This window comes from Cellulosimicrobium sp. RS (assembly GCF_046159675.1).
Lineage (GTDB): Bacteria > Actinomycetota > Actinomycetes > Actinomycetales > Cellulomonadaceae > Cellulosimicrobium > Cellulosimicrobium funkei.
In genome coordinates, this window is sequence record NZ_JBJXVU010000014.1 from 63,407 (window position 1) to 83,926 (window position 20,520).

The 20,520-nt window shown below is 76.4% G+C and carries 21 protein-coding genes; 4 read left to right on the forward strand and 17 right to left on the reverse strand.

All coding sequences use genetic code 11. From position 1 onward, the window contains the following. The 5 genes from ACI769_RS18560 to ACI769_RS18580 form a co-directional block, all read right to left on the reverse strand. Entirely contained in the window at window positions 1-507 is a 507-nt protein-coding gene (locus ACI769_RS18560; RefSeq protein ID WP_409142084.1) for a hypothetical protein, read from the reverse strand. Between the two features lie 54 nt (window positions 508-561). After that, window positions 562-924, reverse strand: coding sequence for an ACT domain-containing protein (locus ACI769_RS18565; RefSeq protein WP_085388762.1), 363 nt, complete (start codon window positions 922-924; stop codon window positions 562-564). Between the two features lie 106 nt (window positions 925-1,030). Further along, a complete protein-coding gene (locus ACI769_RS18570; protein WP_085387934.1) occupies window positions 1,031-2,161 on the reverse strand; it encodes an NAD(P)/FAD-dependent oxidoreductase in 1,131 nt (376 codons plus the stop codon). Then, entirely contained in the window at window positions 2,158-2,709 is a 552-nt protein-coding gene (locus tag ACI769_RS18575) for an isoprenylcysteine carboxyl methyltransferase family protein (protein WP_043654944.1), read from the reverse strand. The genes ACI769_RS18570 and ACI769_RS18575 overlap by 4 nt, the downstream gene beginning before the upstream one ends. Next, a complete protein-coding gene (locus ACI769_RS18580) occupies window positions 2,706-3,884 on the reverse strand; it encodes a type III polyketide synthase (protein ID WP_085387935.1) in 1,179 nt (392 codons plus the stop codon). Before ACI769_RS18580 ends, ACI769_RS18575 begins: the two co-directional genes overlap by 4 nt. 109 nt (window positions 3,885-3,993) lie before the next feature. Here ACI769_RS18580 and ACI769_RS18585 point away from each other — a divergent pair, with 109 nt between their 5' ends. Next, entirely contained in the window at window positions 3,994-4,848 is an 855-nt protein-coding gene (locus tag ACI769_RS18585; RefSeq protein ID WP_085387936.1) for a UbiA family prenyltransferase, read from the forward strand. Window positions 4,849-4,867: 19 nt separating this feature from the next. Here the strand turns inward: ACI769_RS18585 and ACI769_RS18590 are convergent, their stop codons facing one another. Then, window positions 4,868-5,809 (reverse strand): LysR family transcriptional regulator, encoded by a 942-nt coding sequence (locus ACI769_RS18590; RefSeq protein ID WP_232322566.1) that lies wholly within the window; start codon window positions 5,807-5,809, stop codon window positions 4,868-4,870. Window positions 5,810-5,903: 94 nt separating this feature from the next. Between ACI769_RS18590 and ACI769_RS18595 the strand changes: the two genes are divergently transcribed. Next, the gene (locus ACI769_RS18595) at window positions 5,904-6,884 is read left to right on the forward strand and encodes a threonine/serine dehydratase (RefSeq protein WP_085387937.1); all 981 of its coding nucleotides are present in this window, start codon (window positions 5,904-5,906) and stop codon (window positions 6,882-6,884) included. A gap of 73 nt (window positions 6,885-6,957) precedes the next feature. Beyond that, window positions 6,958-7,578 (forward strand): L-threonylcarbamoyladenylate synthase, encoded by a 621-nt coding sequence (locus tag ACI769_RS18600; protein ID WP_085387938.1) that lies wholly within the window; start codon window positions 6,958-6,960, stop codon window positions 7,576-7,578. A 60-nt stretch (window positions 7,579-7,638) separates the two neighbouring features. Here ACI769_RS18600 and ACI769_RS18605 read toward each other — a convergent pair whose 3' ends face one another. Then, window positions 7,639-9,180, reverse strand: coding sequence for a lipase maturation factor family protein (locus ACI769_RS18605; protein ID WP_085387939.1), 1,542 nt, complete (start codon window positions 9,178-9,180; stop codon window positions 7,639-7,641). A gap of 92 nt (window positions 9,181-9,272) precedes the next feature. On the opposite strand from ACI769_RS18605, the gene ACI769_RS18610 reads away from it, so the two are divergent. Beyond that, on the forward strand, window positions 9,273-10,694 hold the full coding sequence (locus ACI769_RS18610) for a UTP--glucose-1-phosphate uridylyltransferase (RefSeq protein WP_085387940.1): 1,422 nt from the start codon (window positions 9,273-9,275) through the stop codon (window positions 10,692-10,694). 459 nt (window positions 10,695-11,153) lie between these two features. Here ACI769_RS18610 and ACI769_RS18615 read toward each other — a convergent pair whose 3' ends face one another. The 10 genes from ACI769_RS18615 to ACI769_RS18660 form a co-directional block, all read right to left on the reverse strand. Further along, window positions 11,154-11,810, reverse strand: coding sequence for a YigZ family protein (locus ACI769_RS18615; protein WP_085387942.1), 657 nt, complete (start codon window positions 11,808-11,810; stop codon window positions 11,154-11,156). A gap of 71 nt (window positions 11,811-11,881) precedes the next feature. After that, on the reverse strand, window positions 11,882-13,327 hold the full coding sequence (gene argG / locus ACI769_RS18620; RefSeq protein ID WP_085387943.1) for an argininosuccinate synthase: 1,446 nt from the start codon (window positions 13,325-13,327) through the stop codon (window positions 11,882-11,884). Between the two features lie 755 nt (window positions 13,328-14,082). After that, window positions 14,083-14,571: a VOC family protein gene (locus ACI769_RS18625; RefSeq protein ID WP_081600015.1), complete on the reverse strand. Its 489-nt coding sequence runs from the start codon at window positions 14,569-14,571 to the stop codon at window positions 14,083-14,085. Window positions 14,572-14,741: 170 nt separating this feature from the next. Further along, the gene (locus ACI769_RS18630) at window positions 14,742-15,320 is read right to left on the reverse strand and encodes a Dps family protein (RefSeq protein WP_043654965.1); all 579 of its coding nucleotides are present in this window, start codon (window positions 15,318-15,320) and stop codon (window positions 14,742-14,744) included. Window positions 15,321-15,431: 111 nt separating this feature from the next. Then, window positions 15,432-15,986, reverse strand: a complete 555-nt coding sequence (locus ACI769_RS18635; RefSeq protein ID WP_409142085.1) for a hypothetical protein — start codon at window positions 15,984-15,986, stop codon at window positions 15,432-15,434. Continuing rightward, complete coding sequence (locus ACI769_RS18640) at window positions 15,983-17,332, reverse strand: DUF58 domain-containing protein (protein ID WP_409142086.1); 1,350 nt, start codon at window positions 17,330-17,332, stop codon at window positions 15,983-15,985. The genes ACI769_RS18635 and ACI769_RS18640 overlap by 4 nt, the downstream gene beginning before the upstream one ends. Continuing rightward, window positions 17,329-18,327 (reverse strand): MoxR family ATPase, encoded by a 999-nt coding sequence (locus ACI769_RS18645; protein WP_085387947.1) that lies wholly within the window; start codon window positions 18,325-18,327, stop codon window positions 17,329-17,331. The genes ACI769_RS18640 and ACI769_RS18645 overlap by 4 nt, the downstream gene beginning before the upstream one ends. Beyond that, window positions 18,324-18,860 (reverse strand): hypothetical protein, encoded by a 537-nt coding sequence (locus ACI769_RS18650; protein WP_409142087.1) that lies wholly within the window; start codon window positions 18,858-18,860, stop codon window positions 18,324-18,326. The genes ACI769_RS18645 and ACI769_RS18650 overlap by 4 nt, the downstream gene beginning before the upstream one ends. Further along, entirely contained in the window at window positions 18,857-19,624 is a 768-nt protein-coding gene (locus ACI769_RS18655; protein WP_085387949.1) for a DUF4129 domain-containing protein, read from the reverse strand. The genes ACI769_RS18650 and ACI769_RS18655 overlap by 4 nt, the downstream gene beginning before the upstream one ends. Beyond that, window positions 19,621-20,520 (reverse strand): DUF3866 family protein (locus ACI769_RS18660; protein WP_409142088.1); only part of this gene is annotated, 900 nt, incomplete at its 5' end. The genes ACI769_RS18660 and ACI769_RS18655, both read right to left, overlap by 4 nt.

Consider the following 20,520-nt stretch of genomic DNA (forward strand, 5'->3'; position numbering starts at 1 on the left):
TCAGCCGCCGGTGAAGGGGGCGATCGTCAGCGGAGTCCCGAGCGCCTCGCACGCGTCGCCGAGGTCAGCCTGGGCCTGCGACCACTCCGGGGACCCCACCCCGGTCGACTCGGCGAACGTCCCGACCGCGACGGCCGGCGCGGCCGCCTGGAGGTCGCCGACCGCCGTCTGCACGGCGCTGTCCCCGCCGGACCGCAGGCGGCCGAGCACGCGGGTGGCGAGCTCGTACCAGCCGTCCCGCTCCTGCTCCGCCATGCGGCCGTCGGCGAGGCCGAGGTCGGCGTTCTCCACGATCGTCATGACGTCGCTGTAGGCGACGCAGGTCGCGGCGTCGTCCGGGGCGCCGTCCTGCGCCGGGGCGTCCGTGGCGGGCGACGGCGCAGCGCTGCTCGCCGCCTCCGGTTCCTCGGTCCCGTCCGTCGGGCCGGCACCGCCGGACCCGCACCCGACCAGGACCGCCGTGCTCAGCACCACGGCCGCTGCCGCCACCCACCCTCGCGCTCGCATCCGCGCATGCTAACGGTGCAGGGGCCAGGCACGACGACGGGCGGCGCCCCGGGGTCACCGAGGAGCGGCGACCGCGTGCCCGGCGTCGCGCAGCACCCGGGTGGCCTGCTCGAGCCGCACCTCCGGGATCAGCACGAGGTCCGCGTGGAACGTGGACGCGACGAACACCGGCACGCCCGCCTCGCCCAGCGGCCCGACGACGGACGCGAGCACGCCCGACGTCTCCAGCCCGTGGGCCGAGCCGTAGAAGCCCGCCCACCGCTCGGCGTCGTCGAACGGCGAGGCGTGCCGCACGACCGTGAGCCCTTCGGGGGCGCGCACGAGCGCGACCCACTCGTCGTCCTCGGGGAACGTGGCGCCCGGGACGTGGCCGAGCAGGAAGCGGTCGGGGACGACGTGCAGGTCGAGCGAGGTCATGGCCGCACGGTAGCGGCGGGCGCCCACACCGGGGCGTGGCGAGACGACGGGCCGCTCGCCGGACGAGGGCGGCGGGCGGGTACCGCGACCGGCACGGAGCCGCGCGTCAGCGGGCCAGGCGCTCCACGACCGCCCCGTACAGCCACGGCGCGGCGCTCGCGGCGGGCACGATCGCGCGGCGGGCGGGGCTGCCCGCCCAGGCGAGCAGGCCGGAGGTGAGGACGCGGTAGTCGCGCGTGGCGCGGGACCAGGCGCGCTCGTACGCGGCCGGGTCGTCGAGGTGGCGCACGGCGGCCTCGGCCTGGGCGAGCCCGACGCGCACGCCCTCGCCGGTGAGCGCGTCGACGTACCCGGACGCGTCGCCCACGAGGCGCACGTGCCCGGCGGTGCGGCGTCGGGCACGCTGGCGCAGCGGCCCCGCGCCGCGGACGCGCCCGAGCACGGGGGCGTCGCGCACGCGGTCCGCGAGCTCGCCGAACGCGTCGAGCCCGTGGTGCGCGTCCGGGGGCGCGCCGCGGGCGCCGTCGCGGTGGGTGAGGACGGCGACGCCGACGACGTCGGGCGCGACCGGGGTGACGTACGCCTCGGCGTGCGGTGCCCAGTGCACCTCGACGAGGTCGCTCCACGGGGCGAGCCGGTAGTGGGTGCGCAGGCCGAACCGGGCGCGCCCGTGCGGCGGGGCGTCGAGCCCGGTCAGGCGGCGCACGGTGGAGTGCAGCCCGTCGCAGCCGAGCACGCGGGCGGCCCGCACGACCTCGTCCGCGCCGCCGTCCGGCCCCGGGTTCTCCCCGGCGGGTGCTCGCGCCGCGCCGAGCACGACGTCGACCCCGCGGGTGTCCTGACGCAGCGCGCGGAGCGTGGCGTGCTCGATCGTGACGCCCTCGGCGAGCGCGCGCTCGCGCAGGGCGGCGTGCAGCGCGGTGCGCCGCACGCCGCGGCCCGGGCCGGCGGCGAACGGGTGGTCGGCGTGGCGGGTGGCGTCGCGGTAGCTGATGCCGGCGAGCGGGTGGCCCGGCGGGTCGACGCCGAGGGCGAGGACCGCGGCGAGCGCGCCGGGGAGCAGGCCCTCGCCGCACGCCTTGTCGATGACGCCCGCGCGGCGGTCGACCACGAGGACGTCGTGCCCGGCGCGGCGGGCGTGCAGGGCGGCGGCGAGCCCGACGGGCCCGCCGCCGACGACCAGCACGTCGACGTCGCGGTCGGTCGCGCGGCGTGCGGTCGACCGGGGAGGGGTCACGGCACGGCCGGGTGCGCGGCGGCGCCGCCCGCGGTCGCGCGGGCGAGGGCGCTCTCCTCGGCGGGGATGCGGAAGCGGGCGAGCAGCACGGCGTTGAGCAGCGTGAACGCGACGGCCGTGATCCAGCACGAGTGCACGAGCGGCAGCGCGACGCCCTCGACCACGACGGCGACGTAGTTGGGGTGGCGCAGCCACCGGTAGGGGCCGCGCGCGACGAGCGGCAGGCCCGGCACGACGATGACGCGCGTGTTCCACCGCGGCCCGAGGGTCGCGATGCACCACCAGCGCAGGCCCTGGCTCGCGAGCACGAGGACGAGCATGGGCCAGCCGAGCCACGGCAGGAACGGCCGGTCGGCGAGCCACGCCTCGGCCACGCACGCGAGCAGCAGCCCCGTGTGCAGGGCGACCATCGCGGGGAAGTGGCCGCGGCCGGACTCGACGCCGCCCCGGGCGAACGACCAGCGGGCGTTGCGCGCCGAGACGACGAGCTCGGCGAGCCGCTCGACGGCGGTGGCACCGACGAGCACCACGTACCAGGCGAGGCTCATCCCTGGCCCTCCTCGGCTCGCGCGACCGCGTGCCCGGCCGCGTGACCGGGCCCGTGCGCCCGGCGGGGGCCGCGGCCGTCGAGCCGCAGCAGGACGAGCTCGGTGCTCACCCCGGGCCCGAACGCCATGAGGACGGCCGGCGCGCCGGGCGGCACGTCCGTGCGGGCCAGGGTCGCGCCGAGCACGTGCAGCACCGACGCCGACGACAGGTTCCCGACGTCGCGCAGGGACGCCCGGCTGAGCGCGAGCTCCTCCTCGGCGAGTCCCAGGGTGTCGCGCACCGCGTCCAGGACGCGCGGGCCGCCCGCGTGCACGACCCACGCCCCGACGTCGCCCGGCTCGAGGTCGTGCTCGGCGAGCAGGGCCTTGACGTCGCCCAGCAGGTGCGCCCCGATGAGCTCGGGCAGACGCGCCGACAGCACGATCTCGAAACCCGTGTCGCCGACGCGCCACCCCAGGTCGCCCGTCGTGCCGGCGTGCAGGTGCGAGCGCGAGTCGACGACGCGCACGCCCCGGGCGCGCGCGCCCGCGCCTGCCCGTCCGTACGGGCCCGGGCGGCGGGCGAGGCGGTGCTCGTCCCCGACGAGGACGGCCGCCCCCGCGCCGTCGCCGAACAGGCCCGACGCCACGATGTTCGCCGTCGACGGGTCGGTGCGCTGCAGCGTCAAGGAGCACAGCTCGACGGCGACGAGGAGCGCGACGTCGCGCGGGCGCCCGCGCAGCAGGTCGTCCGCCCGCGCCAGGCCTGCGGCGCCCCCGGCGCAGCCCCACCCGAACGACGGCGTGCGGCGCACGTCCGGTCGCAGGCCGAGCCGGGCCGCGACGAGCACGTCGAGCGTCGGCGCGCCCACGCCGGTGACGGTGGTGAGGACCACGTGGTCGACCTCGTCCGGGCGCAGGCCCGCGTCGTCGAGCGCCGCGCGGCACGCCTGCTCCGCGAGGTCGGTCCCGAGCGCGAGGAAGGCGTCGTTGGCGGAGCCGAACGACAGCCCGCCGTAGTCCTCCAGGGGCAGCGCGAGATGACGGGTCTCGACGCCCGCGTGGGCGTGCAGCCGGCGCGTGAGCGCACGGCGCACCGGGTCGTCGGTGAGCAGCTCGCTCGTGACCCGGGAGATCTCGTCCTGGCGGTACGCATGCGCGGGAAGCGAGGTCCCGACGGCGACGACGCGCGACATGCCCGCATCGTCCCACCGGCCCGGTCCGCCCGCGCGGGGGGGAGGGGGTAGCCGCGACGACCGGCCCGGGCGCCGGGCGCGCGACCCGGCGGCGGGCTAGGTTGCCGCCATGGTGACCGGTCGCTCGCGAGGACTCGTGCGCGGCCTCGTGGTCGCGAGCCACTTCCCGCCCACCGTGATGGTCACCGCGTTCGCCCTCGCGCTCTCCGCGGGCATCGGCGCCGGCGCCCGCACCACGACGCTCGTCGCGCTCGCCGTCCTCACCGGCCAGCTCTCCGTCGGCTGGTCCAACGACTGGCTCGACGCACGCCGCGACGTCGCCGTCGGCCGCGCCGACAAGCCCGTGGTCACGGGCCTCGTCACGGCGGCCACCCTGCGCGCCGCGGCGCTCGTGGCGCTCGGCGCGTGCGTCGTGCTGTCCCTCGCGACCGGGCTGCTGCCCGGGGTGGTGCACGTCGTCGCCGTCGGGGTCGCGTGGTCGTACAACGCGCTGCTCAAGGCCACGTGGTGGTCCTGGGCCCCGTACGCCGTCTCCTTCGGGCTGCTCGCCGTGTTCGTCGTGCTGGCCGCCCCCGGAGCGGGCCGCCCCGCCCCGTGGGCCGTCGCGGCCGCCGCGCTGCTCGGCGTCGGCGCGCACGTCGCGAACACGCTGCCCGACCTCGAGGACGACGCCGCCACGGGCGTGCGCGGCCTGCCGCACCGGCTCGGGCGCCGCGCGAGCTCCGTGCTCGCGCCCGTGCTGCTCGCCGCGGCGTCCGCGCTCGTCGTGCTCGCACCGCCCACGCCCCCCGGCCCCGTGATGTGGGCCCTGGGCGCCGTCGCCGTCGTGCTCGCCCTCGCCGCCGGCGCCGTCGGGGTCGTGCGCCCGCGCAGCCGCGCCCCGTTCGCGCTCTCCATGGCCGTCGCGGGCGTGTGCGTCGTGCTGCTCGTCCTCGCGGCGCCCGCCGTCGTCGTGCCCGGCTGACGGTCAGCCGGCATGACGGTCAGCCGGCCGCGCGCACCAGACCCTCGACCACGGCCGCCGCACCCGGGGACGGACGCTCCCCGTACGTGACCGCGAGCACGCGCCGCGCCGCCCCCGGCAGCGCCCGCACCGTCACCCGCGGGTCCCGGTGCGCCCGCAGCGCCAGCGCAGGCAGCAGGGACACCCCCACGCCCGACGCCACGAGCGCCTGCACCGCGACGTAGTCGTCCGTCTCGAACGCGACGCGCGGCGTGAACCCCGCCCGCTCGCACCGGCCCACCAGGTCCGCCCGGCACCGCTCGCAGCCCGCGATCCACGCCGCGTCCGCGAGCGGCGCGAGGTCCACCGCCCCCTCCACGGACGACGCCGCGGCCCCGTCCGTGGCGGAGCGCGTGCCGGGGTGCGTCCCCGGGTGCGGGCCTGGGTGCGGGCCGGCCCCCGCCTGCACGAGGAACAGCTCCTCCGCGAGCACCGGCACCGCGCGCAGCCCGTCCACGTCCAGCGGCGACCGGTCGTGCTCGAACACCAGCGCCACGTCCACCGCACCGCGCCGCAGCGCGTCCAGCGCCTCCGGCGGCTCCGCCTCCACCAGCCCCACGCCCAGACCCGGGTGGTCGCGCGCCAGGCGACCCACGACGTCGGGCACCAGCGTCGCCAGCGCCGACGGGAACGCGGCCAGACGCACCCGACCCGCCGACAACGACACCAGGGCGTCCAGCTCCTCGCGCGCCGCGCCCACGCGCCCCAGGATCTCGTCCGCCCGCGCCGCGAGCAGCCGACCCGCCGCCGTCAGCCGCACGCCCCGGCCGTGCCGCTCCGTCAGCGGCACCCCCACCTCCGCCTCCAGGCGCGCCAGATGATGGCTCACCGACGGCTGCGCGTAGTGCAGCGCACGCGCCGCCCCCGTCACCGAGCCCTCGCGCGCCACCGCCGCCAGCACCCGCAACCGCGTCAGGTCCACGTCCACACCCTCCTGCGCGAAGCATAGATCCCGTCGATCGGTCGCCACAGAACAGGCATTGGACCGATGAGACGCCTCGCGGCACCGTGGACCCATGCCCCCCGCAGACCTCGCCCCGCCCACGATGCGCGACGTCCTCGACGCCCGCCGCCTCCTCGCCACCCACCTCCAGCCCACCCCCACCCGCAGCTACCCCGCGCTCGACCGTGCCACCGGCACCCACGTCGTCGTCAAGCACGAGAACCACCAGCCCACCGGAGCCTTCAAGGTCCGCGGCGCCCTCAACCTCCTCCTGCGCCTCACCCCCGACGAGCGCACCCACGGCGTCACCGCCTTCTCCACCGGCAACCACGCCCAGGCCGTCGCCCACGCCGCCCGCACCACCGCCACCCCCTGCACCATCGTCATGCCCACCCACCCCAACCCCACCAAGGCAGACGCCGTCCGCGACCTCGGCGCCCGCCTCGTCCTCACCGGCACCACCTTCGACGACGCCCGCGAGCACGCCACGGCGCTCGCGGCCGAGGACGGGTCCCGGCTCGTCAGCGCGGCGAACGAGCCCCTCCTCGTCGCCGGGGTCGCGACGGCGTACCTCGAGCTCCTCGCCGACGCGCCGGACCTCGACGTGCTCGTCGTCCCCGTGGGCGGGGGGAGCGGCGCGGCCGCGGCCTGCCTCGTCGCCCAGGCGCTCGCCCCCGGGCTCGAGGTGGTCGCCGTGCAGTCCGCCGCGTCGCCCGCCGCGCACGACTCGTGGCGCGCGCGCGACCTCGTCGCCCGGCCCAACACCTCGCGCGCCGAGGGCCTCGCCACCGGCACCGGCTTCGCGCTCACCCAGGCCGTCCTGCGCGAGCACCTCGACGACTTCGTCCTCGTCGACGACGACACGATCGACCGCGCCGCCGCGCTCTACCTCACCGCGGCGCGGACCGTCGCCGAGGGCGCAGGCGCGGCCGCCCTCGCCGCCGTCCTCGCCGACCCCGACCGGTTCGCCGGGCGCCGCGTCGGCGTCGTCTGCTCTGGGGGGAACGCGAGCCCGGCGGAGCTGCGCCGCGTCTCCGCGCACCTGCCCCGTTAGCCGCCTCGGGGCGGGGCGCGCGACGACGGCGGTCCCGGCGGCCGGACCGCGGACCCGGGCCTAGGCTCGCCCCATGGCCCGCTACCTCGACGTGCACCCCGACAACCCGCAGCCGCGCGCGATCGCGCAGGTCGTCGCCCTCCTCGAGGACGGCGGCCTCGTGGCCTACCCGACCGACTCCGGCTACGCGCTCGGCTGCCGCATGGACGACCGCGAGGGTGCCGACCGCATCCGCCGCATCCGCCACCTCGACGACCGGCACCACTTCACGCTCGTGTGCGCCGACTTCGCCCAGCTCGGCCACTTCGTCATGGTCGACAACGCGGCGTTCCGGTCGATCAAGGCGGCCACCCCGGGCCCGTACACCTTCATCCTGCGCGCGACGTCCGAGGTCCCGCGCCGCCTCGCGCACCCCAAGAAGAAGACCGTGGGCGTCCGCATCCCCGGGGACACCGTCGCCCAGGCCATCGTCGCCGCGCTCGGGGAGCCGATCCTGTCGAGCTCGCTCATCCTCCCCGGCTCGACCGAGGCGCTCACCGACGGCTGGGCGATCAAGGAGGAGCTCGACCACGTCGTCGACGCGGTCGTGGACGGCGGCGAGCGGGGCAGCGCGCCGACGACGGTCGTCGACTTCTCCGACGGCGCCCCCGAGGTCGTGCGCGTCGGCGCGGGCGACCCGTCCCGCTTCGAGTAGGACACTGCCGGGCCGTCGTCGCGGCCACCCCGGACGGGATCGGCCGCGCCCGCCGGCCGCTCAGGCCCGCGGGCCCAGGAGCAGCCGCAGCCGCTCGCGGTCCACCGGGTCGACGAGCGCCCCGCGCTCCTCGCGCACCCACCAGTCGCCGGTGCGTCGCCGCTCGGCGCGCGTCGTGTACCGGTAACGGAAGACGCGGGCCCGCACCCACCGCGGGGCGGGGCCGTCGGGGTCGTCGGCGAACGGGTCCGCCGCGAGCAGGCGCAGGGTCGGGCGGTCGGCCTCCAGGAGCCGGAGCAGCAGCACCTCGAACCACCGCGTGCCGGGCGACCCGAGCGCGAGGAACCACATCTGCCAGTCCAGCCGCAGGTGGTAGGGCGCGACCTGCGGCGGGCGGCGCCCCACGTTGCCCGGCTTGCCGCGGAACGCGTACTCGACCCAGTCGTCGGGACCGGGGGAGCGGGCCGTCGTCCCCTCCACGACCACCTCGTCGCGACGCCGCGAGACCGAGCCGAACGCGCCGTACGCGTTGACGAGCCGGAACGGCTCGAAGCTCGCGTTCATGAGCTGCCGACGCGCGACGAGGTTGCGCGCCGGGCGCACGCCGAGGACGAGCAGGAGCACCGACACCGCGAGCACCGCCACGACCAGGGCGACCGGGCCGCCCAGGGCGGCGCCGCCGTCGGGCGCCGGATCTTCGCCGCGCCCGAGCGCGGGTACGAGCCACGATCCGACCGCGGCCCACGCGCCGTCGCTCACGACGCCGAGCCCGAGCACGATCGTCAGCCAGTTCAGCCACGCGAAGTTGCCCGTCACGAGCAGCCACGCCTGCGTGAGCACCACGACCCCGCCCGCGACGCTCGCGACCGGCTGCGGCGCGAAGAGCGCGAAGGGCACGACGAGCTGCGTCACGTGGTTGCCCGCCACCTCGACGCGGTGCCACCACCGCGGCAGGTGGTGCGCGTGCCACGAGAACGGGCCGGGGAGGGGCTGCGTCTCGTGGTGGTATTCCAGGGCCGTGAGGTCCCGCCACGCGCGGTCCCCGCGGAGCTTGATGAGTCCCGCGCCGAGCTCGACCCGGAACAGGCACCAGCGGGCGAGGAGCAGCACGAGCAGCGGGGGAGGGGCGCCCTCGCCGGACGAGCCCAGCCACCCCACGAGGAACGTCACCTCGCACAGCAGCGACTCCCAGCCGAACCCGTAGAACCGCTGCCCGACGTTCACCACCGACAGGTAGACGGCCCACAGCACGAGGAAGGCGAGCGTCGTCAGCCACCACGGCCCGCGCTGCGGGACCCCCACGACGAGGAGCGCCGCCAGTCCTGCCGCGCCCCACGCGAGCGCGATGACGAACCGGTCCGAGCACCGCCACCGGAGCACGCTCGGGGCGTCGCGCCACGTCGTGCGCGCCACGAACGTCGCGGCGGGCAGCAGCCCACGCTCGCCCAGCAGCGGGCGCCACTGCCGCACGACGACGAGGAACGCGACGACGAGGATCGCCGCCGTGCCGCGCTGCAGCACCTCGCGCGCGACGTCGTAGCCGGGCGCCCAGAACCACGACCCGAGCCAGGTCGCCACGTCGTCGGGCAGGACGTCCGCCATCTGCCCACGGTAGGGCTGTGAGCCCTGTCTCACCCGCGGTCCGGCCGTCCCCGCGCCGGGCCACGACCGCGTCGCGCCCCTACCATCGGGGCATGAGCAGCCAGGGCCTGAGCCAGTCCACCGACCGCATGCGCGACGCGGGCGTCGCGCCCGCCGCCATCGACGTCTTCGCCCGCTTCTACCGGCTCCTCGAGTCCGGCGCGACCGGCATGATCCCGGAGGCCGACGTCGAGCCGCTCACCGACGTCACGCACCGCGACGAGCTCGAGGTGCCCGAGGACGCCGCCCGCGAGGCGCTGCGCCGCACGGCGGTCATCAAGCTCAACGGCGGGCTCGGCACGTCGATGGGCATGGACCGCGCCAAGTCGCTCCTCACGGTGCGCGACGCCGACCCCCAGCACCCCGACGGCGGGCCGCTGACCTTCCTCGACGTCATCGTCGCGCAGGTGCGCGCCGCGCGGCGCGCGACCGGGGCGCCGCTGCCGCTGCTGCTCATGAACTCGTTCCGCACGCAGGCCGACACGCTCGCCGCGCTCGCCCCGCACGACGACCTCGCCGTCGGCGACCTCCCGCTCGACTTCCTGCAGAACCGCGAGCCCAAGATCCTCGCGAGCGACCTCACGCCCGTCGACTGGCCCGCCGACCCGGAGCTGGAGTGGTGCCCGCCCGGCCACGGCGACCTGTACACCGCCCTCTACGCGTCCGGCGCGCTGCGCGCGCTGCTCGACGCCGGGTACCGCTACGCGAGCGTCTCGAACTCCGACAACCTCGGCGCCGCGCCCGACGCCGCGATGGCCGGCTGGTTCGCCGCGAGCGGGGCGCCGTTCGCCGCCGAGGTCGCGCGCCGCACGCCCGCGGACCGCAAGGGCGGCCACCTCGTCGTGCGCCGCAGCGACGGGCGCCTCGTCCTGCGCGAGACGGCGCAGACCCCGGCCGAGGACCAGGACGCCGCCGCCGACATCAGCCGGCACCGGTACTTCAACACCAACAACCTGTGGTTCGACCTCGAGGCGCTGTCGGCCGAGCTCGACCGCACCGGCGGGGTGCTCGAGCTCCCGCTCATCAAGAACACCAAGACCGTCGACCCGACCGACCCGTCGTCGGCCGAGGTCGTGCAGATCGAGTCCGCCATGGGGGCCGCGGTCGAGGTGTTCGACGGCGCCGTCGCGATCGAGGTCGGCCGCGACCGGTTCCTGCCGGTGAAGACGACGAACGACCTCCTCGTGCTCCGCTCGGACGTCTACGACCTCGACGACGCGTACCGGTTCGTCGCGCGCACCGACGCGCCGTTCGTGGACCTCGACCCGGCCCACTACAAGACCATCGCCGCGTTCGACGCCCGGTTCGACGACGGCACCCCGTCCCTGCGCGCGGCCCGCTCGCTCACGGTGCGCGGGGACTGGACCTTCGGCTCCGGCGTGACGGTCACCGGCGAGGCCGAGCTCGCCGACCCGGGCGGCTCCGCCCGCGTCCCCGACGGCGCCGTCGTCGGCCCGGACGGCGTCAGCGCCTGACGCCGGGGGAGAGCCTGGGTCGGCCGAGGTAGAGGCGTGGTCGGCCGGGATAGAGGCTAGGTCGGCCGGGGTAGAGGCGTGGTCGGCCGAGGTAGAGGCCCGGTCGGCCGGGGTAGAGGCGTGGTCGGCCGAGGTAGAGGCCCGGTCGGCCGGGGTAGAGGCGTGGTCGGTCGGGCGCTGCACGCGCCGGGCGGGTGCGCTGCCCTCGGCTCGCCTCGGCTCGCCTCGGCTCTCGGCCCGACGGCGGTGGCGGCCCGGCTTGTCGTGGTCGCCTGCGCCGACGGGTCGAGCGAGCAATCGTCGGTCTGCGGGCAGATCGGTTTCGCGCGACGACGGCTCTTCTTCGCGTGACCGGGCCTCTACCTCGCGCGACTACGGCTCTATCTCCCTGGACTACGGCTCTACCTCGGCCGACCACGGCTCTACCTCGCGGTGTGCGGGGTTCCTGCGCGGGCGCGCTCAGGCGGGGACGTCGACGACGCGGCTGTCGCCCCGGCGCGCGACGAGGGCGCCGGACGACGCGGCGGCGAGGTCGGCGTCGAACCGGTCGAGCTCGGCCGGGGGGACGAGGACGGTGAACGCGGCCGTCGTGCCGTAGTCGACGCCCTCGAGCGTGCCGTGGTGGTGGTCGCACCAGTCGCGCAGGACGCCGTGGAGGCGCCCGGCGTCGGCGTGCGGGGCGTCGACGTGCACCGCGGTGAGCACGGCGCGGCGCACGGGTCGCGCGAGGTCGAGCGCCTCGCTCACCGCGCTCGAGTAGGCGCGCACGAGGCCGCCGGCTCCGAGCAGGACGCCGCCGAAGTATCGCGTGACGACGGCGACGACGTCGGTCACGTGGCGGTGCCGCAGCACCTCGAGCATGGGGATGCCGGCGGTGCCGGAGGGCTCGCCGTCGTCGGTGGAGCGCTGCTGGTCGGCGTGCGGGCCGACGACGAGCGCGACGCAGTGGTGGCGCGCGTCCCAGTGCTCCTTGCGCACGCGCGCGACGACGGCGTCGGCCGCGGCGACGGACGGGACGGGGGAGAGGTGCGCGAGGAAGCGGGACTTCTTGACGACCAGCTCGTGGTCGACGGGTCCGGCGATCGTCCCCCACAGCTCCCCGGTGCCCGCGCTCACCCTGCGAGCCTAGCCGCGACGGCGCCCGGGTCGGTCGTCGACCCGGGCGCCGTCGGTGGGCGTCGTGGCGGTCAGTCCGTGCCGGACTCCATCGCGGCGCGGTCGAGGAGCGCGTCGTCGCCCTCGGCCATGCCGCGCGACGCGATGACCTCGGCGCCGCCCTCGGGCATCGCGCCGATGAGCTCGGTGGACGCCTGCACGGCGCCGATGAGCGCCGCGTGCGTGGTGCCGACGATCCCGATGCCGGCGTACTGCTCGAGCTTGGCCCGCGAGTCGGCGATGTCGAGGTTGCGCATGGTGAGCTGGCCGATCCGGTCCATCGGGCCGAACGCGGAGTCCTCGGTGCGCTCCATCGACAGCTTGTCCGGGTGGTAGCTGAACGCCGGCCCGGTGGTGTCGAGGATCGAGTAGTCCTCGCCGCGGCGCAGGCGCAGCGTGACCTCGCCGGTGACGGCCGTGCTGACCCAGCGCTGGAGCGACTCGCGGATCATGAGCGCCTGCGGGTCGAGCCACCGGCCCTCGTACATGAGGCGGCCGAGGCGGCGGCCCTCGGTGTGGTACTGCGCGAGGGTGTCCTCGTTGTGGATCGCGTTGACCAGGCGCTCGTACGCGGCGTGCAGGAGCGCCATGCCGGGGGCCTCGTAGATGCCGCGGCTCTTGGCCTCGATGATGCGGTTCTCGATCTGGTCGGACATGCCGAGCCCGTGACGGCCGCCGATCGCGTTGGCCTCCTGGACCAGCGCGACGGCCGACTCGAACTCCTCCCCGTTGATCGTCACCGGACGGCCCTGGACGAAGCCGATCGTCACGTCCTCGGTCGCGATCTCGACCGCCGGGTCCCAGAACCGTACGCCCATGATCGGGTCGACGGTCTCGATGCCCGTGTCGAGGTGCTCGAGCGTCTTCGCCTCGTGCGTCGCGCCCCAGATGTTCGCGTCCGTGGAGTACGCCTTCTCGGTGCTGTCCCGGTACGGCAGGTCGTGGGCCAGCAGCCACTCCGACATCTCCTTGCGCCCGCCGAGCTCCGCGACGAAGTCCGCGTCGAGCCACGGCTTGTAGATGCGCAGGTGCGGGTTGGCGAGCAGCCCGTAGCGGTAGAACCGCTCGATGTCGTTGCCCTTGAAGGTCGACCCGTCGCCCCAGATCTGGACGTCGTCCTCCTGCATCGCGCGGACGAGGAGCGTGCCCGTGACCGCGCGGCCCAGGGGAGTGGTGTTGAAGTACGCGCGTCCGCCGGAGCGGATGTGGAACGCGCCGCACGCGAGCGCGGCCAGACCCTCCTCGACGAGCGCGGCGCGGCAGTCCACGAGGCGCGCGATCTCGGCGCCGTAGGCGGTCGCACGACCGGGCACGGAGCCGATGTCGGGCTCGTCGTACTGGCCGATGTCGGCGGTGTAGGTGCACGGCACCGCGCCCTTGTCGCGCATCCACGCGACGGCGACGGACGTGTCGAGGCCCCCGGAGAACGCGATCCCGACGCGCTCTCCCACGGGCAGGGAGGTGAGAACCTTGGACATGGACACGAGTATGCAGCATTCTGCATACGTATTCAATTCGGTGTTCAGGGAGCCGCGGCGGGCCTGGCGGCGACACGCCCGCCAGTCGCTCTCGACACAAAAAGTGTGCCAAGCGGTAGGGTCCACCCATGCCCGACGACGCGACGCCACCCACCAGCCCGGACACGACGGGCCGACCGACCTCCGACACCAGCACCGGCACCGGCACCGCGTCCCGCTACCCGCGCCCCACCGTCACGCTCGACGAGGCCGAGTGGGTGTGGCGCCTGCTGGCGACGGAGGCGATGGTCGAGGCCGCGAAGCCGGAGACCGTGCGCCTCGCGGTGATCGCCGGCCTCACGCGCGCCACGGGCGCGCGCTACGGCGACCTGCTGCGCTGCACGGTCGACGCGATCGACCTCGGCCCGGCGACGGAGCGCGCGGGGGAGGGGAGGGTCGTGCTCACGCACGGCAAGCACCGCACGGTGCGCGAGCACGTGCTGAGCGCGAGCGTCGTCGTCGTGCTGCGTCGCTGGATGGCGGTGCGGAAGGTGCTCGCGGCGGACCTCGAGGGGTCGGTGCCGCGCGCGCTGCTGCTCACGGTCCACCACACGCACGACAACGGCGTCACGGTGTCCAGCGGCCTGCCCATCACGAAGCAGGGCCTCGTGCTGTCGTGGCGGCGGTTCGTGCACCGCACGAACGCGCGCTACGGGGCCGTGCGGGCGCCGCTCCCGACGCGATTCGAGCAGGTCCGGCGGGCCTGGGTCGAGGCGTCAGCCCCGGCGGGGAGCGGGATCGTCGCCGGGCCCGGTCTCGGCGACGACGCCGGGCGGGACGCCCTCCTCGCCGCCGAGCTCCTGGAACAGCGTGAGGTGGAGGCCGGCGGGGGCGTCGAGGCGTGAGTTGAGCGACCCCCAGGGCGTGCGCGTCGGCGGGGCGACGAGCGACGCCCCGGCGGCGACGGCCCGGTCGGTCGCGCCCCCGGCGTCGTCCACCTCGAGCGCGACCCGGAGGTGCCCCGCGACGCGACGCCCGACCTCCAGGTCGTCGATCGCCCGCACGTGCCCGGGGGAGGCGATCTCGAGCGTCGCGCGCCCGACGTCGAGGATCGCCACCCGGTCGTCCTCGCCGTCCGCGTAGGCGATCTGCTGGGGGAGGCCCAGGACGTCGCGGTAGAACGCGAGGGCGGCGTCGTAGTCCTCCGCCTCGACGACGAGCCGGAGCTGGCGGACGGGCGGCGGTGCGGCGTGCGGATCGGTCATGCCGCGACCTTACGCTCCTCTCAAAATAAATAGTGTGCCAAGCGCATTAACACCACCAGCACCCCGAGCGAACAGCTCACCAACCAGCCCCGAAAAGCGAGGACCCCGCCACGACTCGCGTGGCGGGGCCCGGTCGCCGTCGGGACGACGGCGGTGGAGAGGGAGCGGGGTCAGGGCTGACCGGCCGCCGCCTCCTCGGCCTTGCGCGCGGCGCCGGCCTCGGTGCGCGCACCCTCGGTGGAGAGGTCGCCGCCCGTCGACTCGAGGTGCGCGCGGACGAACCAGTGGAAGAGCTCGAGGTCGTGCAGGTGCCCGATGAGCAGGTCGTTGGTGACGTCGTCGAGCTCCTCGGTCGCGGCCGCTGCCTCGCGGTGGTCCGTGATGACGCCGACGTACACCTCGTCGAGGGCGCCGAGGTGCGCGATCGTCGAGGCGCGACCCAGGGAGTAGTCCTCCCAGGTGCGGGCGGCGACGAGCGCGCCGGGCGTGCCCTGCGGGGAGACGCCGAGGGTCGCGATGCGCTCGGCGGTCGCGTCGACCATCGCGCGGACGGCGTCGACCTGGGGGTCGATCATCTCGTGGACCGCGATGAAGTGCGGGCCGACGACGTTCCAGTGGATGTGCTTGAGCGTGAGCTGCAGGTCGTTGAGCGCGTGCAGCCGCTCCTGGAGGATCCCGGCGACCTGGGCCCCTTCCTCAGGGGTGAGCGACGGGACCGTGTACTTCGGCAGGTCGGAACGAGCAGCCATGGGTTGCCTCCTCGGGGTCGGTGACGCGCGCCGGGACGGCGGCGGGACGACGGCGCGGGTGCCGTCTGCGTCCATCGTGGTGCCGGGGCGCGGTCCTCGCAGGACGAGTGCTCAGTCCCGCGGCCGCACGAGCAGGACGACGCCGAGCACGGCGAGGCCACCGAGCGCCGCCGCGACCGCGGACGAGACGTCGGCCAGCGCGACCGACCGCACGGCGAGCGCGACGACGAGCAGCGCGGCCTGGAGCACGACGACGCGGCGCAGGTCGGGTGCGAGGGCGCGCAGCTCGGCGCGCGCTCCGGGCGGCACGTGATCGCTCCACCATGCGGCGCGGAGCACGAGGTGCCCGAGCGGGAGGAGGGCGAGGACGGCGGGGTCGAAGGGCGCGGTGCCGTCCACGAGGAGCACGACGCCGCCGACGAGGACGAGGAGGTGGGGCACGGGCGGGGCAGGGAGGTACGCGGTGACGATGCCGAGGCCGACGGCGACGCCCCACACGAAGGACGGGGCGAGCCCGGTCGCCTGGAGGGCGGCGGCCCCGAACCCGGTCGCGAGGAGGAGCAGGGCGGCGCGCGCCGTCCACGCGGGGAACGTGGGGCCCGTCTCGACGACGAGCCGGGGCGGCGGCCCGGCGGTGACGGTCTCGCGGCGTGTGGGCATCCTCATGGCCGACCGCCCGGGGTCGCGCCCGCGGGGTGCCGGTCGAGGCGTCGTGCGGCGAGCTCGAGCGCGCCGCGGGCGCCGTCGGCGTCGGGGGTGCCGTCGTACCAGCGGACGACGGTGACGCCCCGGCGGCGCAGGTCGTGGATGCGGGCCTCGCGCTCGTGGCGGGTGATGCGCCAGGCGACGGCGACGTGCTCGTCGACGTCGGCGACGCTGACGGGCGGGAGGACGTCGACGACGACGACCACGTGGCCCGTGTCGTGCCACTGGTGGGCGAGGCGGGGCGCCTCGTCGTCGAGGAGGGTGGAGAAGAGGTAGACGGCGGCGCCGGCCGCGACCTGGGGCGGCCGGTGGCGCGCGGTGGGGTCGCCGACGGGCCGGGCGAGGGCGAGCCCGTGGAGGATGCGGCGCAGGTGGCGTCGTCCGCCGCCGGCGCGGACGGGTCGGGCGAGGCGACCGAGGTCGTCCAGGGCGACGCGGTCGCCGTCGGCGAGGACGGCGTGCGCGACGGACGCGGCGGCGTGCCGTGCGAGGTCGAGGGACGTGGGCTCGTCGGGGCGCTGCTCGCCGACGCCGTTCCAGGTGGCGAGGTCGGGGGCGACGTCGTCCCGGGAGTCGACGACGAGGACGACGGTGGCCTCGGCGGTGCCGTAGGTGCGGCGGACGTACAGGGTGTCGAGGTCGGGTGCGCGACGGGCCGTGGCGCGCCAGTCGATGCGGCGCAGGCGGTCGCCGGGGCGGTACGCGTCGACGTCGCGGAGCTCGGTGCCGCCTCCGGGCCGGCGGGAGGTGCGGGGACCGGAGAGCCCGCGCAGGCGGGAGGACAGGGGCGTGCGGCCGAGCGGCGTGGCGCGGGGCAGGACGAGGCGCCGCGGTCCGGCGGCGACGTGCGGAGGCTGCTCCTCGACGCCGTCGGGCCCGTAGGCGGCGAGGTCGACGCGCAGGGTGTCGGTCGGGCCGGTGCGGACCGACGGGGCGTGCCAGGCGAGGTCGCGCGAGCCGCGCGTGACGTCGACGAGGCGTTCGGTGACGAGGCAGCCGGGGGCGACGCCGCGCAGGCGCAGCAGCTCGACGCCCGGAGGGACGTGGGCGTGCGTGCGCGCGGTGACGGTCCCGGGAGCCGCGGCGGGGTCGAGGGCGACGCGGAGCGTGACGGGCCCTCGCGGCCGGTGGGTCCAGCCCCAGACCGTGGCGAGGAGGGGCGCGACGCCGAGGAGCGCCACGTCGGGTCGGCGCGTGAGGACGCCGAGCGCGAGGAGCGTGGTGCCGAGGAGGAGGCCGGCACCGAGGTGGACGGTGGTGCGCCACGGCGGAGGCGCGTCGGGGTCCGGCGTCCCGGGGCCGGTCATGCGGCCCGGCCGACGGTGGCGGGTCCGGGGACGGTGCGCAGGAGGTCGTCGACGAGCGCCTCGGGGCGCAGGTCGGCGGCCCAGGCGCCGGGCGTGAGGGTGAGGCGGTGCGCGAGGACGGGGACGGCGACGCGCTTGACGTCCTCGGGGAGCACGACGTCGCGCCCGTCGAGCACGGCGACGCCGCGCGCGAGGAGCGCGAGGTTCTGGGAACCGCGGGGCGACGCGCCGACCTCGAGGTCGCGGTGGGTGCGGGTCGCGGCGGCGAGGTCGACGCAGTAGGCGAGGACGTCGGGGTGGACGTCGACCTGCTCGACGGCGGCCTGCATGGCGAGGACGGTGTCGCGGTCGACCACCTGGCGCACGACGGGGTCGTCGTGCCGGCGCGCGATGCGGCGGGCGAGGACCTCGCGCTCCTCGTCGCGGCCCGGGTACCCGACGGACAGCCGGACCATGAAGCGGTCGAGCTGGGCCTCCGGGAGCGGGTAGGTGCCCTCGTGCTCGACGGGGTTCGACGTCGCGACGACGTGGAAGGGCCGGGGCAGCGGGTACGTGGTGCCCTCGACGGTGACCTGGCGCTCGGCCATGGACTCGAGCAGCGCGGACTGGGTCTTGGGGGCGGTGCGGTTGATCTCGTCGGCGAGCAGGAGCCCGGTGAACACGGGCCCGGGCCGGAACTCGAAGGTCCGGGTCGCGGGGTCGTACACGGAGGAGCCGGTGACGTCCGAGGGCAGCAGGTCGGGCGTGCACTGCAGGCGCGTGAAGTCGAGACCGAGGGCGCGCGCGAGGCTGCGCGCGGCGAGGGTCTTGCCGAGCCCCGGCACGTCCTCGAACAGGACGTGGCCCCCGGCGAGGACGGCCGCGAGCGCCAGGGTGAGGGGTTCGCGGGCTCCGACGACGGCGGTGGCGACCTCGTCGAGGACGGCGTGGCCGTGCGCGGCGACGGTGGGGACGTCGAGGGTCGCGGGCGGCGTGGTACCGGGGTGGGTGGTCATCGGGGTGTCCCTTCGTCGGGGCGGTCCGGGGTGGTGGGGAGGCGGTCGAGGGCGGTGAGCCAGGCGCGCAGCTCGGCGGGGGTGGGGAGGCGTCCGGTGGTGGTGAGGTCGTGGGTGGTGCGGGCGACGCGGGGGCCGCGGAGGCGGGCGATGTCGGGTGCTGCCGTGGGGTCGTGGAGGGGTCCGGTGCCGTGGCGGTGGAGGGTCTGGTCGGTGAGGTGGCGCATGCGGCGTGCTGCGGAGGGGGTGACGCGTCCGTCGCGTCCGAGGACGGACCAGCCGAGGTCGGAGACGTCGCGTCGGTTGCCGTCGCGTCGGTGGGTGGGGAGGTGGGGCCAGACGGTGTCGCCGGCGTAGCCGGTGCGGTGTCGGAGCAGGGTGGCGGCGATGCCGAGGGCGGTGAGGGTGAGGGTGTGGGCGGGGGAGGCGCCGAGGGTGGTGAGGAGGATGCCGAGCCCGACGACGGTGGCAGTGGTGCGCAGGGTGGTCCGGTGGGTGGGGCGGAGGCGGGTCCGGTGTGCGCGGGGGTTCACGGTCGTGCTCGGTGGTCGGTGGGGGCGGCGGTGTCGGGTGGGGCGCCGAGGTCGGTCGCGATGCGGGTGAGGGCGTGGCGGGCGGCGTCGAGGTCGGTGGTGCCGAGGGGGTTCTCGCCGAAGCGTGCGCGGTGGTAGAGGCGGCGCAGGGTGGCGACGGCGTGGGGGTCGGCGGGTGTGCTGGTGAGGACGGCGGTGGTGAACTCGGTGGGGGTCTGGGCGGGGTCGCGTCGGGTGCCGGCGCGGGCGGCGGCGTGCTCGAGGGCGACCCAGGCGGCGACGACGGCGTCGTGGGGGTCGGCGTCGGGGGTGCTCAGGTGGGTGCGGACGCGGTGGACGGCGTCGCGGAGCTCGGGGACGACCTGGTCCTGTGGGAGGTGTGCGGTGTCGCCGGGTGGGGCGAGGAGGAGGTCGCGGTGGCGTCGTCGGACGAGGAGCCGTGGGAGGTGGCGGCGTGCGAGGACGACGAGGACCACGAGGAGGACGGCGCCGAGGAACCACAGGAGGTAGGTGTCGAAGGACATGCCGGTCGCGTCGACGGGGATCTCGATCCGTTGCGGTGCGGTGGCGGCTTCCTGGGGCACGTTCTCGGGCGGTGGGCCGGTGGGGTCGCGGGCGAGGCTGCTGAGCCAGGCGGGTGCGTCCCAGCTCCAGGGGGCGCTGGTCGCGGCGGCGAGGACGGCCGCGAGCGCCAGGGCGGTGACGGCGGTGAAGCGGGCCGGGCCGGGCCGGCGGTGGTCGTGGTCCCCCTGCGTGGTGGTCATGCGGGTCTGAGGGACTCGGCGTGGGCGCCGGCGACGGCGGCGGTGAGGAAGGCGGCGGGGTCGGTGTCGAGTCCGCGGCCCATGGTGGACAGGCGGACGGGGGTGTCGTGCAGGGCGTGGAGGAGGTCGGGTCCGGCGGGGACGTGGACGGGGTGGTGGCGGCCGGTGGGGGCGGCGAGGGTGTGGGCCTGGTGGGTGATACGGGCGGTGAGGTCGGGGCCCCAGCCGGGGAGGTTCTCGATGTCGGGGGCGGGGACGGGCAGGGGGAGGTCGCTGGGGGCGAGGGCGACGCGGCCGTAGGCGGTGAGGGAGTGGTGGGAGATGCCGAGGTGGCGGTCGCGGGGGTCGGCGCCGGAGACGCGCAGGGAGGCGACGGGTCGGCCGCGGAGGGTGGCGACGGCGTTGAGGGCTTCTCCGGCGGCGACGCCGGAGAAGCCCCAGCGGGTGCCGGTGCCGAGGTTGCCGGGTCCTTGGGCGACGACGACGAGGTCGGCGCCGGTGACGTGGTGGGCGGCGAGGAGGCCGGTGTGGACGGTGACGGCTTCGAGGTCGCCGCCGAAGGCTTGGCCGACGGTGATGCAGGTGTCGATCCAGCCGGTGTCGCGCAGGGTGGCGATGGTGCGGGAGAACGCGGCGGGCAGGGCGCCGCCGTCGGTCATGACGTAGGCGATGCGGGGGGTGGGGCGGCCTGCGAGCGCCGCGGCGTGGCGGGCGCCGGCGACGACGGCGGGCAGGGCGGAGTGGAGGTCGGCGACGACGACGGGGGTGTGGGCGAGGTCGTCGGCGTCGCGCAGGGTGTCGTGGTGGGGGGACTCCTGCTCGTCGACGCCGAGGACGAGGGCTTGCAGGGGGGTGTAGCGGGCCTTGACGAGGTGGCCGGGGCCGGGTGTGGGGTC